The sequence below is a fragment of the Ruegeria sp. EL01 genome, assembly GCF_900313035.1.
Lineage (GTDB): Bacteria > Pseudomonadota > Alphaproteobacteria > Rhodobacterales > Rhodobacteraceae > Ruegeria.
Map to the genome: position 1 here is coordinate 184,211 of NZ_OMPS01000003.1, position 14,844 is coordinate 199,054.

The following is a 14,844-nucleotide window of genomic DNA, read 5'->3' on the forward strand; positions in this document are numbered from 1 at the left end:
GCTACCGATGAGTAGTCAAGATCGCGATTTTGAATGTCAGGATTTCGCACTGCATTCAACACTGGATCGCCAATACGCCTATTTCGCAATCACCTCCGATGAGGCCATCGCCAGCAATGTCGATCTGATACCTCTTGAACCAAGCCGATACTGGAATGCTGGAGAAAAAGTCATCAGGGCTGGGCGTGACTATACTCGGCGTGGCTCAAGATGGGTTTTAGAAAGCGGCTTCGACGAGTCTGTTGGGCTTGAGGAGCATATACAAGCCGTCGTCGAGAAAATTGGTTCGGTATCTTCTTTGCTGAAAGAGCTTCCTGAACATTGTGAAAGTGCCATTGTTTGCGTTTCATTTTCGGTCCAAAGTTCTGGGTTCAAACTCTCACCAGCTCTTCTGAAGCAGATTGCAGACCTTGACATTTACTTAGAGTATGACTTCTACGCCAACGTCGATCCGCATGATGAGTTGGCGGACTTGCGGTCTCTTATCCCGAGAGACAAGTAATGACCGCGTCTAACGACCCCACCCAAGACCATGCCGGCCTGACCGACACCTTCGCCTCGCGCCGTTATTTCCGCAAATTCGAGGTGATCACCGTCCACCTCCTGCGCGTGGCCGCGACGATGGAGGCGGAGGGCGCGATCTCGAAACAAGAAGTGCGGATCGTTTCGCGCTACCTTTCGGGGCTGCTTTACACCTTCCGTGCGCTGTCCATGAAATACCTGCTGGTCGGGCGCGATACAGGCCGGTTCTTCGGGAGCCTCGCCATGGACAAACGCGACAGCGGGTTTCCGGTGGCGGCCGAGCTGCTGACCATGGCCAATGACGCGCAACAGGCGCAGGTGCATCTGGCGAATATGCCGTCCGAGGACGAGCTGAAAACCGACATGGTGCGCACCATCATTGGCGATCAGGAAATTCCGACCAAGCTGCAATTTGCACTGTCCCAAAGGCTCTATTACGAGGAGTTACTGAAGGGAGAGCTGTTCTGGGCCCGCAACGATCCCGAATGCCACTGGGTCGGGAATGAGGGCGAGCGACGGAAGTTCATGGTCCACTGGGCGGTCTATGACAGCCAGATCAACCTGCCGGTCATCTACCTGATGCAATTGGAGGATAGCGGAAAGACCGCCCTGCCCAAGGACCAACGCCGTTGGCCCGAAGTTCAGGCCCATCTGATGGCGCAAAGCTTAGGCGGTCTGAAACTGGTGACCATCGCCAAGGGCTTTGATCAGGATTTCCACGACCTGCATCCCAAACACCTGCGCCGCATCCATGTGGGCCCGATGTATTCCTCGGCCTTTACCGAGCAGTCCGGCCCGCTGCGGCAGGTATTGGAAGATGCAAGGTCCCCTCAGGGGCAGGATTGGGCACTGGCCTGGACCACTGAAGAGCTGCAGAGCGAAGAGGTCATCGAAGAACGCGCCGGGTGGTTTTCAACCGTCGAGCGCGAGATTTTCGCGTTGGACCCCTTTGGGGGGCAGGGTGCCGAAACCGGCGCCACCCGTACTGAGAGGTCGATCATCCTACCCCAACGCCCGTTTCAGGTGCTGGCCGAGCGGAACCCTCCGGGGTTTGCCGATGTGCGCAAGTTTGTCGTCAGCAAGGCGGGGCAGGTGTTGCGCTATTAGGTTTATTGCCTCCCCTAACGGACCCTTTCAGGGTCCTGCCGGGCAGTGGGACGGGAGTATTTTTGAAAAGATGAAGCAAGGGCAGAATTGAGATGAGTTTGACGTCAGATCAGATGGAATTGCGCGAGGCTGATATTCGCAAGCATTATCCGGCAGCGACCGCCTTGCTGAGCGGGTTCGAGCATGCGCCGCGGATTGCGAAGGCCATGGACGTGCCGACAGAACGATCTCCCGGCGTTTCGACCACGCGGCGGTTTCGCTCCACCACGCCAGGATTGGTGACCCGACGCACCGCGCGGGCGGATGGAGTGCATCTGGTCGAACGGATCGAAGCGGCGGATGATGGCGATGCGCTGGTTTCACCACCTCAGGCCACAACGCAACAGGCTATCCGCCGCGCCATTGCCATCGCTTTGGCCGTGGCCGACGCCTATGCGGAACAGACACCGCTGGCCGATCTGAAACGAGCGAACCTGGCAGGCGATTTGCCCGCCGCCCGTAAGACCGAGTTCTCGGAACTGCTAACGGCCGAGGCCCTGATCACTTCCCACGTTCTCGGAAATGCGCTGGCCTATCTGATGTCCTCACATCTGGGCGAGACAACCGTAGATATCGGCGAAATCGAAGAGGTCCTGACCGACAATAGTCAGCTTGCCCTGCACGGCGCACTGTGGGAGCTGGACCAGACACTGGCCAAACACGCCCCCGACGACACGCATCTGATCGCGGCCACCAGCGCTTATGCTGAACAGCTGATGGACAAGGCCGCCCTGCGTGCCCAATCCGCAGGCCATTTGGCCCCGTTCCAGAATACCGTCTGGCATATCGAGGCTGACGACCTGACGATCCGTGGCTTTGAGCCCGCCTCCAAAGCCAAATCCACCACCCTGACCATGACGTTCAAGAAACCGAACGAGGTGGTCGGCAATCATATCGCCAAGTACCAGGCGATGAAGTTGGCCAAGATGGTGATGGCCTATGACTTTGACCGCCGCCTGAATCCGTTCGCTGAACTCGGCGGGTTCATCTTTACCTTCATGGGGGACGGCAAACCGGGCACCGGCAAGACCACCCTGATCCAGATGATGGCGGGTCTGATCAACGACTACTGCCAGAACGCGGGCTATCCGTTCCGCTATCAGAACCTGAGCACCGACAATATCGACAGCTATCAAGGCAAATCCGGCCAGAACGCCAAGGCCTTTATCAACACAATCCTCGACCCCTCGGTCATCGGCTTTGGCACCATCGACGATATCGACCAACTGGCGGGCAAGCGCGGTGATCGTCAGTCGTCAGCCGGTCAGCTAGAAATCACCGCTGTCCTGATGGAGAGCTTTGCGGGTGCCAACACCGTCGTGCGTGGCAACTGCACCTTTGGCATGTTCTCGAACTACCCCGAGAATGTGGACGACGCCCTGCGCCAGCGGGCGGGCGCGCGTTTCCTGGTGGACGGACCGCAAACGCGCGAGGATTACATCGACATCCTGCACCTGCTGATGGGCCGCAATCACGACATCCCTCTGGGTGAGCACGAAGCCTATGCCGCGCAAGAGATCAAAAAGGCCGTCGCCGCCAGTTTCGAAAGCCACTCGCGCCCGCATGAAGATGCTCTATTGCAGGTCTATGACCGGGTTCAGGGCCAGATCGGCCAGTTGGATACGATTGCCAAGATGGGGGCATATCTGAAGGCGATCCAACAGGCGGATGAGCGCTTCACCGGTCGCGCGATCAAGAACATCACCGACGCGGTCAAGGTCCGCGCGATGGATTTTGAGCTGCCCGACGAGTGGGTGGAGAACCCCGACCTGTTCCTGTTCCGTGACTACAACGCCAAGAAGGCCATGATTGCTGATCTGCGACAGCCGATCACGGTTGAGATGGTGATACAGGAGATCAACCGCTACGCCGACAGCGAGTTCCGCTATGCCGACAAGAGCGACGAGGTCGCCATCGAGAACGCGATGCGTGAGATGGGCCGGATGGAAGAGGCCAAGCGGCGGTATTTGGAGGGGAAGGGGTGATTTTCATGTCAAAAACCACTTCCATATCTGAAGCAGTTGCCAACTTACGAGGTACACCGGTGCGTGCTAACATGAAAATACCCGCGAGGGACAATGAACACTGAAAGCATTGGTCTGTATAATACAGGCTTGCCAGTCCTGATTGTTGCAGTTGCTGCGGTTCTTCTACCGTCGCTGCTCTGGCCGCGAGAAACACGGTCTCACTATGTAGTATTCGTAGGTGTGCTGGCATCAACTGCCTTCCTGTTGTGTATCAGCGCGACAGTTCTGTTTTTCTTTGATCATCGTGATGTAGGTGCTTGGGCCGATCTCGTGGGTTATTGGCCGCCACTTCGTTACTATTTTCGCAACGGCTTGATGTTGGGACTCGTCTGGATACCGTTGCTGGCAATCATCTGGCTCAGTAAAGCGCAGAAAATCGAAAGGTTGAAGGGGCTTGATCTGGTTCGAGGGATTGAGAAATGATTCGCCTCATCAAAAAAGGCTTGATGTTCGGCAACCTCGTCCACATCTCCAGCCCGGCTCTGGTCGAGCGGTATAATCGCGCGCTGCAGCATCTGGCGGGCAAGACCACGGCGCTGACGGATTTCCATGTCGATATCTCGGGTTATTCGCCAGAGGTGGGGATTGAAATGGACGACCCGCTCTACCTCAACCCCAACGGGGTTAACCGGCAGTTCATCCTGCTGACGACCGAGCAGAAACGCGCGCCGCTGCTGAACGTCAAATTCTCGACCTCGCGGGATATTCTGCGGGACTTCATCGAAATGAACGAGGCGCAGCTGTTCGCGCTGACCGCAACCGATGCGGTGGCCGGAGAACTGGTGAACTCTGTCATCAAACTCAGCACCCCGCGCGATCTGTTTAACCTGCAAAAGATCGAGATTGAGGCCGACACCGCAGGCGGCACCCTGCGCAAGGCGCAGCAACTGGCAGGCATGGTCGAGCAATTCAAAACAGAAGAGGACGCCTGGTTCGACGATGTGCTGATCGCGAAGATGATCGAAACCGCCAGGGAAACCGGTGATGTCACACGCAATCCGGTCCGCCTGCGCCATACGACGTTTGAACAGCGCAATTTTTGGACGGCGCATTTCGGCGGGCTGTACCTGTTCCCCGATATGGATCACCCGGCGGCGATCTGCATGGGCGAAAAGCCGGACGACCTAAAAATAAAATACACGTTTGATCCGTCTCAGCGGAACCAGATTGCCAAGTTCCTCGACTACAACGATTTGGTCGAACCGATTGTCAAAGCGCGCGGTGTGGATGCCGCCGCGATCCTGCAGCAAAAGATGGATTTCCTGACCATTGATGCGGCAGCGGGCGTTGACGTGGATCTGACCGGGTTGGACCGAAGCGATATGCGGCGTCTGGCACGAAACCATGCGGATCGTTTGCCCGAGGCTTATCATGGGCTGGCGCAGCTGCAGCGCTGGGCGACCGATGGCGGTCGTTGGCCGCGCATCACCTCGGATCATCCGGCCTATTTTTACACGTTGCGCGCGGCGGACACCCCAAACCGTGATCTGGTGAACATGCTGCTGGCCGAACTTGCGCCCTTGGATCCGCGTCAATTGTTCATCTGCCACAAGGAGCTTTTTTATCGGACCTACAGTTCATGGCCCGAGACCAAGAAAGCCTATGTTGCTGAGTTCCTCGCACGCGAGTATCAGGTGGACAAGTCCGGCGCCCGCGCTGCGCTGTTTGGCCATGAACCTGATATGAGTGGTGAAGACCGGGTCAGCGAAGCCGTGATTGCCCGTGTCGGTCCCTGGGGTTCAGTGAGGAAGAGTTGATATGTTCGGAGCGATGCGCCTGTTTCTGATCTTGCTGGTCATCCAGACCGTCGCCTATTTTGCGGTGTCGCTGTATTCGCGCAGCGCTCGGCGCCGCAAACTAGAAACCTGGTGGGACGAAAAGGGCAAAACTGGTAATAAAGACGCCTTTGTCGAGCGCGGGCTGCACGTCTATGATAATTCGTTTCGCCGCAAACTGATCCTGGGTGTCTATATTGTACCGTGGGTGGCGATTGGCGCACTGATCTATATTGTGAATTACATGTGAGGATTACGGCATGGCCTATGTGAAATGGGCGTTCATTATCATCTTTTGGGTCACCATTGGCGCGGTCCTTCAGTATTCATTGCCACAGCGCGACATCGTGCGGATCGTGAATACCTATGAGGAACGTCAGGACCTGAACGACTGGACTCGGATTTTCTGGTCAGAACCCGAAGATCAATCCGCCAGTCTTTCCAACCGGGACGTTCAGTTTATTCAGGCGGTCCGGGCTAACGGCAAGCCCATTGTGTATCGGAACGAAGATACCGGTTGGGGTTGGCCATTCTATTTCAAATTCGACACAGCGAACCTGTATACCGAGGCCAATGACGCAAAATCGACCAAAGACGACCCGGATTGGGTTGCGATCACCCACTACGGTTGGCGCAATGAGTTTATGTCGATATTTCCAAATGCGATTTTCATCAAACATGTCGAAGGGCCGGATGCACGGCTAATCCCCTGGTTCAACATCATCTTCCTGACGGTCTTTGCCGCTTTGATCTGGGCCATCTGGGTCCGTTGGCGCAGGTTCCGGCAGGCTCGGATCGATCCGATGCTCGAAAACGTGGAAGATGGGTTCTATGCGGCGGGTGACGCGATTGAAGAGCGACGTACCAGGTTTCGCCGTTGGTTGGACAGCTGGAAATCGAAATAGGCGAGGTTGGCCGGTGCACGCCTTGATTGTCGCGAAGGTTTCAGAATTGTCACCTGACAATGAATTCCGCGTGCAACGCACCGGCTGCTTTGATTGTTTTCAGAATGTCGATCATGTCGCGTGGGGATACGCCCAAGGCGTTCAGCCCTGCCACCACTTCGGAAAGCGTGGCAGCCTCTGGAATTTCGGCTAGGCCGGTCCCTTCTTCTTCCTCAATCCCGGCGATCGTTCTGGGCACAACGACGGTTTCCCCGCGGGCAAAGGGGTTTGGTTGAACGGCGATCGGCGCCTCTTCAACCGTCAGGGTCAGGTTGCCCTGCGACACGGCCACGCGTGATATGCGAACTTCCTGCCCCATGACGATGGTACCTGATCGCTGATCAACCACCACCCTTGCTTTGGTTTCCGGCTCTACCAGAATATTTTCGATGCGCCCTATGGCATGGGCGGTAGAAGCGGATCGTGTGGCTGCGATGTTCAGCTCGACCGTGCCGGAATCCCGCATGATCGCGACGGCGCGGTTGAACTCGGTGTTTATGGCGATCTCTATCCGACCGGCGGTTGTAAAATCGGGCTCCCGAAGCGCGAGCCTCATCTGAGACAGGCTAGACAGGTCAAAATCAATCTCGCGTTCAACGCGCGCACCTGACGGGATCACGCCGGATGTTGGCACACCGCGGACCACAGAGGCGGCTTCACCCTCGGCGACTGCACCGCCAGCCAGGACTGTTCCCTGAGCCACCGCGTAAATTTGACCATCCGCTGCGTTCAGGGGTGTCATGATCAGCGTCCCGCCCAGCAAGCTGTTGGAATCGCCAATGGCCGAGACGGTTACGTCAATCCGGCCACCCACCCGGGCAAACGGTGGCAAGCTGGCTGTTACCAGCACGGCCGCCACGTTTTTTGGGCGGAAATCTTCTCCTGTGACGTTGACGCCCAATCGTTCGAGGATATTGGACATGATTTCTTCAGTGAACGGAGAGTTGCGGAGGCCATCGCCTGTGCCGTTTAAACCAACAACAAGGCCGTACCCGACCAGGTCATTCCCGCGCACGCCATCGAAATCCACAAGGTCCTTCAACCGGATCGCGCCGGCGGATGCCAACCCGGGAAGAAGAATGAGAAGGAAAAGAAGAACTCTCATCTCAGGAATTTCACCAGTGACAGATTCGCATTTCGAACCGTGACGGAATAGAGGCTTTCCAGTTGAAACTGTACGGTTTGCAACTTGGCGGCAGTTTCATAAGGATCGGCTGCGATCAGTTCATTTCGGCTGTATTCTAGGCTGGTGCGCGCGGCCGAATTGCGGGTGGCTGCTTCTTCAACGCGTGCTTCCGCAGCTCCGACCTTGGCCCGAAGTTTGACCGTTTCATCTTTGGCGTTTGCTAGGTCCACACCCAGTTGCGTGAAAAGGATCGTGCGTTGATCCGTGCCCAAGGCCAGCGCATCGTCCGCGACGAGAGCGGCCACTGCCGTGTCCCTCAGCGCCGCCTTGAACGCCGGATCGGTCGCTGTGATCGGGATCGAAATGCGCTCGTTTTCGGAGATTTGCATTGATGCCAACGGCGTATCCGAACCCTGATAGATGACCGCGTCAAACCCGGCAGGATCGTTGAACCAATTCTCTGCGGCCGTTCGAATATCGGTTACGGATGTAAGACCAGTCAATTCAGCCTCAAGCGCAGTCAGCAGGGTCTCTGAAGATGCCAATGGCGAAACATCCGTTGCGACCCCTGAATACAGGCTGCGTCCGCCCACACGTGTATTCAGCGCCGACATCATCGTATCAAGCTCATTGCGGGCCTGGACCGAGGCTTGTTCATGTGTGACCGTGTGTTTTGCTGTTCCGAACGCAAGCAAGGATGAGGAAACTTCACCGACCGAAGTGTCGAATGTCGTCAGGCTTTGCTGCATGACATCTGTGAACAATCCAGCTTCGGATGTAGCGATTTTGAACGCGTCGAGCCGGGCAAGATTGCGATCTAGATCGAGGATTTGCGAGTAGTCGCCGCCCAGACGCCCGGACACGTCCTGCACCTTACCGGACGACATTTCGTAGGACAGTGTTTCAATCTGGGTTTTGATTTCCGTCGCACGAGACCGAAGCGTCAGGCCGCGCGCAAGATCACCAATGGCAGTCAAATTCATGGTTACAACCTCAGAAGGGTTTGAAGAAGCTCATCAACGACAGTGATGACTCGCGCATTTGCGGCGTATGTTTGCTCGATCTGCATCAATCGCTGCAGTTCCTGATCAGTGTCCACGCCTTGCTCCGCCTCGATTTGCGTCATTTGTAGGCGCGCGCCATTGGCGAAGGTTTTGCGTTGATCCGCTGCGTGGGCATTTGCGCCGGCTTTCGACAGCAACGCTTCGGTGACCTCGGCGGCGCGCATATCGCCGGTCCCGAACAGAGATCCCGGTACCGGTCGGGCATCGCCGAGTGTCGCGCCAAAGGACTGCAATTGCGAAGCATCTCCGGGGTCGCCTGGTCCTGTGGCGCCCAGCCCGGCCCGTAACTTCCAACTGTCTCCGCCCGCGTTGGGATCGACAACGGAGTTCAAAGAGATGCGCGATGCCAGTCCGGGTAGGACTGCAGCGTCGAACCGGTTGCCATCATCGGTGAACAGACCTGGATCAGTAACAAGCGCTGTTGCGTCCAACCCCGGGGTCTCAAAACGTTCGATCAGATCGCGGGCGACCGTGTCCAACTGGTTCTGCGCGTCGACCGCTAATTCGTCGCGTATCGTGAACTGGGCCGCCAATGCCCCGCCGCGAACCTGAGCGGTGTCGCCGCTTATGCGCACCGGTTGCCCGTTCATTTCCAACCCAGACAACAGCCCGTTTGCGACGGTCATATGCGGCTTCGTGTCACCGGTGGTTGAGAACGAGAATTCCGCGGCTTTGCCTTCTAAAAGGATCAATCCACCATCAGAGTATAAGGACACTTGATTGTTGGCTCTGGCCACTACATTGACCGGAACCAATTCGTTTACCTGGTCAATCAGGGTTTGCCGTTGATCCTGTAGAGCTCCGATATCGCCGCCCGAGTTTTGGACGGCAGTAATTCTAGCGTTCAGGTCCTCGATATCCTTGAGGGTCCGGTTCAGGTTGTCGACCTGTGCTCCGATCTTTCGGTCAGCATCCGAACGTGCTTTTCGAACCCCTTCGGACGCGGTGTTCAGACTGCTTGCGAGATCACGCCCGGTGCGTGCGACATGATCGAGACGTTCGGCTGAGTCGGGCAGGCTGGCGGCTGTGATCAGGCTTCCATCGAAGGCTGACAGGCGGGCAGCCAAAGAATTTTTAGCATCAGTTGATCCAACCAACCCTTCGAACCGCGTGTGAAAATCCGAAAGTGCCGTTTGTCGCGCAAGGTCTGCATCGGTTACGCGTCGGTTTGCGGTCAATACGGGATCCTGGTGGCGGATCACCCCAACAGTCCGGACGCCGTTGCCCGAAATCGGGCTGGTCGTCAGTTCAAGGGACCGGCGCGCATAGCCCGGCGTCAGGGCGTTGGCGATGTTCCCCGACACTACGGCAGCGCCACGGCTGGCTGCTGTCAGACCGCCCAATGCGTTGTTCAACGCCGTCGACATATTCATGAGACCGCTCCTTTCCAGTATTCAGAACCCGGATCAACGTTTGATGTTTGTCGTTTCTTGCAGCATCTCATCTACGGTTTTGATAACCGTCGCGCTGGAGGAATACGCGCGCTGCGTCTGGATCAAAGAGGTCAGTTCGGTCGCGACATCCGTGGTTGATTCTTCGCGGGCGAAAGACACAAGATCTCCGGTCGGGCCTTCGCCTGCGTTCCAAAGAAAGAAGGTACCGCTTTCCCGCGATGGTGCGTAGGTTTGACTGTCCAGTGCCGTCAGGCCGTTCGGATTGGGAACATCGGCAAGCGGAATCTGGAACATGCGACGACTGACACCCGTATCGTAAAACGCATATACATAGCCGTTTTCGTCGACCTGAACGCTGGTCATTGTTCCTACGGCCGAGCCATCGCGGGTGATCGAAACCGGCGCAAAGGTATCGGATAGCTGAGTGATGCCGTCAGCATCACCGATCGTGCCAATGTTAATCTCCATCGGGCCACCGGCAACGTTGACGACGACACTGCCGGTGGCCGGGTCATACGCGCCACCTGACACTGCAGTCACGCTTGCCAATGTACCGCCGGCGGTTCGGCTGTCGGTAAAGGTCAGCGTGTATTCACCGATTATCGCGCCGCCCGACGCCGAATCGCGCATGATCATTGTCCATTCGTTACTGCTTCCGGTTGCCGGGACTGTCGGTACCAGCTCAATATTCACGTTTTCTGACTTACCCAGGTTGTTGAAGTACTCGACCGACAATGGCTGCGTTTCACCGGGCGCGCCGGCATCCGTTGCCGTCGCGGGCAGGTTCATCCGCAAGTTCATCCGAGTCGTTGGCGCGCCGGACAGTTGATTAACGCTGAGTTGTACAGGTTCGAGCGCTGCCGGAGTGTCCCGTGGGACGGCGGGGATGGACCCATCCGCTGCAGCACGCCATCCTAGTAGAACAAGACCGGATTCTGTGACCAGATAACCTTCTTCATTTGTTCGGAATGACCCTGTCGTGGTCAGCAGCATTTCGGTCGAACCGGCGGCGATCTGGGAACTGGGGCGTACTGGGATCATACCGCGCCCGCGTACCGCAAGATCGGTCGAGTTTTGGGTAGTCACGAGAGAACCACGCTGATCGATCAGACGTTGACTTGTTGTTCTGACACCCCCCGCCGAATAGCTGCCCCCCTGACCAGACGTGACCATGGAATGAAAATCCGTCTCGGCCCGCTTGTAGCCAAATGTCGACGAGTTCGCGATGTTGTCGGAAATTGTGGCCAGTCTGTTTGCGTTGGCCTTTAGCGCGGCCACACCGGCATTCAGCGAAGAGGAAATTGTCATTGGCACGCCCTTCTGTTGCGTCAATCTTTGAAACAACAGGTAACGCGCTGCCCCTTAACAGCGCGCTAACAGGTAAAATGCGTTCTATCCTTTAACGCGCGCGCAGAAAGATGACCTCGATCCGGTTGTTGCGGGCGGCCATTGGGTTCTGGCTGAACAGCTCTCGATCCGCGTGACCGGTGACGCGGTTCAGGCGCTCTGCCACAACGCCCTTGTCCTGCAGCATCTGGCGCACAATCTGCGCCCGCGCAGTGGAAAGACTCCAGGCTGGATTATGCGCCAGAACAACGGGCGACGCTTTGACATGTCCTTCGACCGCGATGGGGTTCGTCACCAGATCCGAGGACCGCGCAATCAGCAAAGCCAGCGCACGCATGAGTGGCGCAGGCGTGTCTGTACCCGATTCGAAAAGCGGTTGGTCGTCTGTGTCAAACAGCTCGACCACCAGGCCTTCATCCGTGACCCGTGTGACGATGTGTTTGAGAATTTTGTCCGACACCGCGCTTTCGCCAGTCCGACCCAAAAGCTGCGCCTCAAGTGAAGTGAAATCCTGCAACGCATCCTTTCCACCGCCCGCTGCATCTACGCCTGTCGATCCACGTGCCTGATGAGATCGCGTTGGGTTGCGCCTGGTCGCGCCTTTGCCGTCCATGACCAAAGTTTGTTCCGTGAACATGTTGTCGCCGCCGAAAGCACCATCGCCACCGCCGGAATCAGCGCTAACCGGAATGGTTGGCGAAAAGTAATCCGCCAGCCCTTTGCGTTGCGTTTCGGTCGTTGCGTTCAGCAGCCACATCAACATGAAGAAGGCCATCATGGCCGTTACAAAGTCCGCATACGCGACCTTCCACGCGCCACCATGATGGCCACCACCACCCGATACACGCTTCTTCTTGATGATGATTGGCGCCGCATTGGATTGCGCACCCATCTCCACCACCTTTTTATCACCCAGTTACCGAAGTAACAGCGTGGGCCTTAAGGTGGCCTTAACAGTTAAAACTGTCCGGATATCCCGTTATCGCGGCAAGCCCGCTGTTGCACGGCGCAGAATCAACGAGAGAAGACTAAAGCTGTTTTCAATCCCCTCAACATCCGCTTTGCCAAAGAAGCCGTCCAACTCATCATGAACACGCACGGCCTGATCCAGCAAGGGATCAGCACCCTCGGAATAAAGCCCGGCTTTAATCATCACTTCGGATTGCTCGTAGCTGCCGACCAGTTTCCGCGTTTCCGCGATCATCTGGTTTTCGGCTTCTGAGGCCGCGCCGGGCAAACTGCGCGAAACAGATCGGCTGAGGTCGATGGCCGGGAAGCGCCCGCGCTCAGCAATGTCGCGGCTTAGGACGATGTGCCCGTCCAACACGCCGCGTAGCATGTCCGCTATGGGCTCATCCATATCCGATCCGGCAACCAGGACACTGAATACGGCCGTGATGTCACCTTGAACCTGTGTTCCGGGTCCGGCGCGTTCGCATAGGTTGGCGATCAGCGGAGTGACCGAGGGAGGGAACCCGCGCAGCGATGGCGATTCGCCCATGGCAACGGCGATCTCTCGATGCGCTTCGGCAAAACGAGTGATCGAATCCGCCAACAGCAGCACGTTCAGGCCCTGATCACGTAGATACTCGGCCACAGACATTGCGGACCAAGCGCAGCGTCTTCGGGCCAGCGCTGATTGGTCGGACGTGGCTGCCACAACCACCGCCCGTTTCATGGTTTCGGGCCCAAGAGCATGGGCCACGAATTCGTTCACTTCACGTCCGCGTTCACCTATCAAGGCGACAACAACCACATCCGCCTGCATCGACCGCGCCAATGTCGCAAGTAGCGTAGATTTCCCAACCCCGGACCCCGCAAACAGGCCAACACGCTGTCCGCGCACGATGGGTAGCATTGTGTTCAGCATGGCTAGACCGGTTGCCATACGCTCACCCAAAGGCTTACGTTGAACGGCAGGGGGCGGCGCTTGCTGGATGTTCCGGTCCTGCCCACCGTTTAATAACGGTTTGCCGTCCAAAGGTCTGCCAAACGGGTCAATCACCCTACCCAACCAGTGCATTCCAGGTGCGAAATCAGGTGAGGGGTCAAGGCATACCCGATCCCCCAAGCTGACCCCATCGGGCGCAGAGCTGGGCATCATATGGATATGATCGGCACCGACATGCAGCACTTCACCGGCCAGATCGGGCCCCGCGCGGCGTTGCAATGTCAGCAAGTCACCGATTCGGGCCTGCCTGGTCAATCCGCTGACTTCAACGACTCCATGCGCAACTGCTGAGACAAGCCCGACATGGCGAACCGCAGTCATCCTGTTGAATTCACATTTCAGAAGCATTGGGTCGAGATCGGACATCGCAGGTTCTCCAACTGAGTTCTGAAAACTGTTTCTAAAGGAATCGGGGTTAAGCCTTGATTGAAATTGATCGAGGGAGAAGCCCCGATGTTCTATGACCTGAACGTCTTTAAGACAGCGCACGCTATGGCGACACATGCCGGACAACGGCAAGCCGTCATTTCGCGCAATATGGCCAACGCAGATACCCCCGGCTATCAGCCGCGCGATATCGAGGCTTTTCAAACAGCATTCGAAAATACAGGCCGGCAGACAGCCATGACCGCAACGCGACAGGGCCATCTGAATGGCGCGGATCAGGTGGCGCAGACATGGGTCGAACATGTCGCGGACCCGTCGAGCGATCCCAACGGCAATGGTGTTTCGCTGGAAGAAGAGATGCTGAAGGCGGTCGAAGTCAAACGCCAGCACGACCGCGCCATAGCTATCTACCGTTCGTCCATCGGGATCATCCGGACCAGTTTGGGTCGCGGGTAGAGGGGATCTGACATGAGTGATTTTTCCCATTCCCTATCCGCCTCGGCCAGTGCATTGCGCGCGCAAGCCGCGCGTTTGCGCCATGTGTCCGAGAATATCTCGAACGCTGACACACCGGGGTATCGGCGCAAAACTGTGCCGTTTGAGATGGTGCAAAAGGACGGCAAGGCGATGGTTCAGGCGGGCCAAGTGAAGCTCGATCGGCGCGATCTGAGCCGCATTCACGACCCGGGCCATCCAATGGCCGACGAAGGTGGCCATTATCTGGGGTCGAATGTCGATCTGATGATCGAAATCGCCGACGCGCGCGAAGCTCAACGCAGCTATGAGGCCAATCTCAAAATGTTCGACCAGACGCGGCAGATGTCGTCGAGTCTGATGGAATTACTCCGCAAATAAAGGAAAGCCAGAATGGATATCCGATCTCTGACAGCAGCGCAAAACTATGCGGTTGCACGCCCCGCAACACAGGCCGACCCCGAACAAGGCGGTATGGCGCAGGGAATGCGCTCGACCTTTCAGGATTTTGCCGCGACCTTGAAACACAGTGAGAAAATGGCCGAAACAGCGATGACAGGTCAGGCCGACCCGCACGCTTTGGTTCAGGCGTTGGCCCATACGGAACTGGCGGTTGAGACAGCCGTCATCGTGCGCAACAAGGTGGTCGAAGCCTATCAGGAAATCTTGCGGATGCCGGTCTGAGGG

The 14,844-nt window shown here is 57.1% G+C and carries 16 protein-coding genes; 10 read left to right on the forward strand and 6 right to left on the reverse strand.

Features of this window, described 5'->3' with window-relative positions; genetic code table 11:
• The first annotated feature begins 7 nt into the window (after positions 1-7).
• The 7 genes from D9K61_RS02495 to D9K61_RS02525 all read left to right on the forward strand — a co-directional run bounded on the left by D9K61_RS02495 (position 8) and on the right by D9K61_RS02525 (position 6,375).
• Positions 8-502, forward strand: a complete 495-nt coding sequence (locus D9K61_RS02495) for a DUF4279 domain-containing protein (protein WP_120631671.1) — start codon at positions 8-10, stop codon at positions 500-502.
• The gene (locus D9K61_RS02500; protein WP_120631672.1) at positions 502-1,629 is read left to right on the forward strand and encodes a hypothetical protein; all 1,128 of its coding nucleotides are present in this window, start codon (positions 502-504) and stop codon (positions 1,627-1,629) included. Before D9K61_RS02495 ends, D9K61_RS02500 begins: the two co-directional genes overlap by 1 nt.
• Positions 1,630-1,721: 92 nt before the next feature.
• A complete protein-coding gene (locus D9K61_RS02505) occupies positions 1,722-3,653 on the forward strand; it encodes an ATP-binding protein (RefSeq protein WP_120631673.1) in 1,932 nt (643 codons plus the stop codon).
• A 93-nt stretch (positions 3,654-3,746) separates the two neighbouring features.
• Entirely contained in the window at positions 3,747-4,118 is a 372-nt protein-coding gene (locus D9K61_RS02510; protein ID WP_120631674.1) for a hypothetical protein, read from the forward strand.
• A complete protein-coding gene (locus tag D9K61_RS02515; protein ID WP_120631675.1) occupies positions 4,115-5,452 on the forward strand; it encodes a DUF6638 family protein in 1,338 nt (445 codons plus the stop codon). The genes D9K61_RS02510 and D9K61_RS02515 overlap by 4 nt, the downstream gene beginning before the upstream one ends.
• Position 5,453: 1 nt before the next feature.
• Complete coding sequence (locus D9K61_RS02520) at positions 5,454-5,720, forward strand: hypothetical protein (protein ID WP_120631676.1); 267 nt, start codon at positions 5,454-5,456, stop codon at positions 5,718-5,720.
• A 10-nt stretch (positions 5,721-5,730) separates the two neighbouring features.
• The gene (locus tag D9K61_RS02525) at positions 5,731-6,375 is read left to right on the forward strand and encodes a DUF1523 family protein (protein WP_120631677.1); all 645 of its coding nucleotides are present in this window, start codon (positions 5,731-5,733) and stop codon (positions 6,373-6,375) included.
• Positions 6,376-6,424: 49 nt separating this feature from the next.
• On the opposite strand, the gene D9K61_RS02530 is transcribed toward D9K61_RS02525, so the two are convergent.
• The 6 genes from D9K61_RS02530 to D9K61_RS02555 all read right to left on the reverse strand — a co-directional run bounded on the left by D9K61_RS02530 (position 6,425) and on the right by D9K61_RS02555 (position 13,662).
• The gene (locus tag D9K61_RS02530) at positions 6,425-7,519 is read right to left on the reverse strand and encodes a flagellar basal body P-ring protein FlgI (RefSeq protein WP_120631678.1); all 1,095 of its coding nucleotides are present in this window, start codon (positions 7,517-7,519) and stop codon (positions 6,425-6,427) included.
• Entirely contained in the window at positions 7,516-8,523 is a 1,008-nt protein-coding gene (locus D9K61_RS02535; protein ID WP_120631679.1) for a flagellin, read from the reverse strand. Before D9K61_RS02535 ends, D9K61_RS02530 begins: the two co-directional genes overlap by 4 nt.
• A gap of 2 nt (positions 8,524-8,525) precedes the next feature.
• Positions 8,526-9,977 (reverse strand): flagellar hook-associated protein FlgK, encoded by a 1,452-nt coding sequence (gene flgK, locus D9K61_RS02540; protein WP_120631680.1) that lies wholly within the window; start codon positions 9,975-9,977, stop codon positions 8,526-8,528.
• 33 nt (positions 9,978-10,010) lie between these two features.
• The gene (locus tag D9K61_RS02545; RefSeq protein WP_174235073.1) at positions 10,011-11,306 is read right to left on the reverse strand and encodes a flagellar hook protein FlgE; all 1,296 of its coding nucleotides are present in this window, start codon (positions 11,304-11,306) and stop codon (positions 10,011-10,013) included.
• 91 nt (positions 11,307-11,397) lie between these two features.
• Entirely contained in the window at positions 11,398-12,237 is an 840-nt protein-coding gene (locus D9K61_RS02550; RefSeq protein ID WP_120631682.1) for a flagellar motor protein MotB, read from the reverse strand.
• 87 nt (positions 12,238-12,324) lie between these two features.
• Positions 12,325-13,662, reverse strand: a complete 1,338-nt coding sequence (locus tag D9K61_RS02555; protein ID WP_120631683.1) for a FliI/YscN family ATPase — start codon at positions 13,660-13,662, stop codon at positions 12,325-12,327.
• An 87-nt stretch (positions 13,663-13,749) separates the two neighbouring features.
• On the opposite strand from D9K61_RS02555, the gene D9K61_RS02560 reads away from it, so the two are divergent.
• From D9K61_RS02560 to fliE, 3 genes are read left to right on the forward strand one after another with little or no spacing between them, the layout of a single operon-like run.
• Positions 13,750-14,139: a FlgB family protein gene (locus D9K61_RS02560; RefSeq protein ID WP_120631684.1), complete on the forward strand. Its 390-nt coding sequence runs from the start codon at positions 13,750-13,752 to the stop codon at positions 14,137-14,139.
• 12 nt (positions 14,140-14,151) lie between these two features.
• Complete coding sequence (gene flgC, locus D9K61_RS02565) at positions 14,152-14,538, forward strand: flagellar basal body rod protein FlgC (protein ID WP_120631685.1); 387 nt, start codon at positions 14,152-14,154, stop codon at positions 14,536-14,538.
• Between the two features lie 12 nt (positions 14,539-14,550).
• Positions 14,551-14,841, forward strand: coding sequence for a flagellar hook-basal body complex protein FliE (gene fliE, locus D9K61_RS02570; protein WP_120631686.1), 291 nt, complete (start codon positions 14,551-14,553; stop codon positions 14,839-14,841).
• Positions 14,842-14,844 lie beyond the last annotated feature (3 nt).

What these genes read in the sequence shown, in the direction of transcription:
- D9K61_RS02495 (WP_120631671.1), top strand. Translation starts at nt 8, where the DNA reads ATGAGTAGTCAAGATCGCGATTTTGAATGTCAGGATTTCGCACTGCAT.
- D9K61_RS02500 (WP_120631672.1), top strand. Translation starts at nt 502, where the DNA reads ATGACCGCGTCTAACGACCCCACCCAAGACCATGCCGGCCTGACCGAC.
- D9K61_RS02505 (WP_120631673.1), top strand. Translation starts at nt 1,722, where the DNA reads ATGAGTTTGACGTCAGATCAGATGGAATTGCGCGAGGCTGATATTCGC.
- D9K61_RS02510 (WP_120631674.1), top strand. Translation starts at nt 3,747, where the DNA reads ATGAACACTGAAAGCATTGGTCTGTATAATACAGGCTTGCCAGTCCTG.
- D9K61_RS02515 (WP_120631675.1), top strand. Translation starts at nt 4,115, where the DNA reads ATGATTCGCCTCATCAAAAAAGGCTTGATGTTCGGCAACCTCGTCCAC.
- D9K61_RS02520 (WP_120631676.1), top strand. Translation starts at nt 5,454, where the DNA reads ATGTTCGGAGCGATGCGCCTGTTTCTGATCTTGCTGGTCATCCAGACC.
- D9K61_RS02525 (WP_120631677.1), top strand. Translation starts at nt 5,731, where the DNA reads ATGGCCTATGTGAAATGGGCGTTCATTATCATCTTTTGGGTCACCATT.
- D9K61_RS02530 (WP_120631678.1), bottom strand. Translation starts at nt 7,519, where the DNA reads ATGAGAGTTCTTCTTTTCCTTCTCATTCTTCTTCCCGGGTTGGCATCC.
- D9K61_RS02535 (WP_120631679.1), bottom strand. Translation starts at nt 8,523, where the DNA reads ATGAATTTGACTGCCATTGGTGATCTTGCGCGCGGCCTGACGCTTCGG.
- flgK (WP_120631680.1), bottom strand. Translation starts at nt 9,977, where the DNA reads ATGAATATGTCGACGGCGTTGAACAACGCATTGGGCGGTCTGACAGCA.
- D9K61_RS02545 (WP_174235073.1), bottom strand. Translation starts at nt 11,306, where the DNA reads ATGACAATTTCCTCTTCGCTGAATGCCGGTGTGGCCGCGCTAAAGGCC.
- D9K61_RS02550 (WP_120631682.1), bottom strand. Translation starts at nt 12,237, where the DNA reads ATGGGTGCGCAATCCAATGCGGCGCCAATCATCATCAAGAAGAAGCGT.
- D9K61_RS02555 (WP_120631683.1), bottom strand. Translation starts at nt 13,662, where the DNA reads ATGTCCGATCTCGACCCAATGCTTCTGAAATGTGAATTCAACAGGATG.
- D9K61_RS02560 (WP_120631684.1), top strand. Translation starts at nt 13,750, where the DNA reads ATGTTCTATGACCTGAACGTCTTTAAGACAGCGCACGCTATGGCGACA.
- flgC (WP_120631685.1), top strand. Translation starts at nt 14,152, where the DNA reads ATGAGTGATTTTTCCCATTCCCTATCCGCCTCGGCCAGTGCATTGCGC.
- fliE (WP_120631686.1), top strand. Translation starts at nt 14,551, where the DNA reads ATGGATATCCGATCTCTGACAGCAGCGCAAAACTATGCGGTTGCACGC.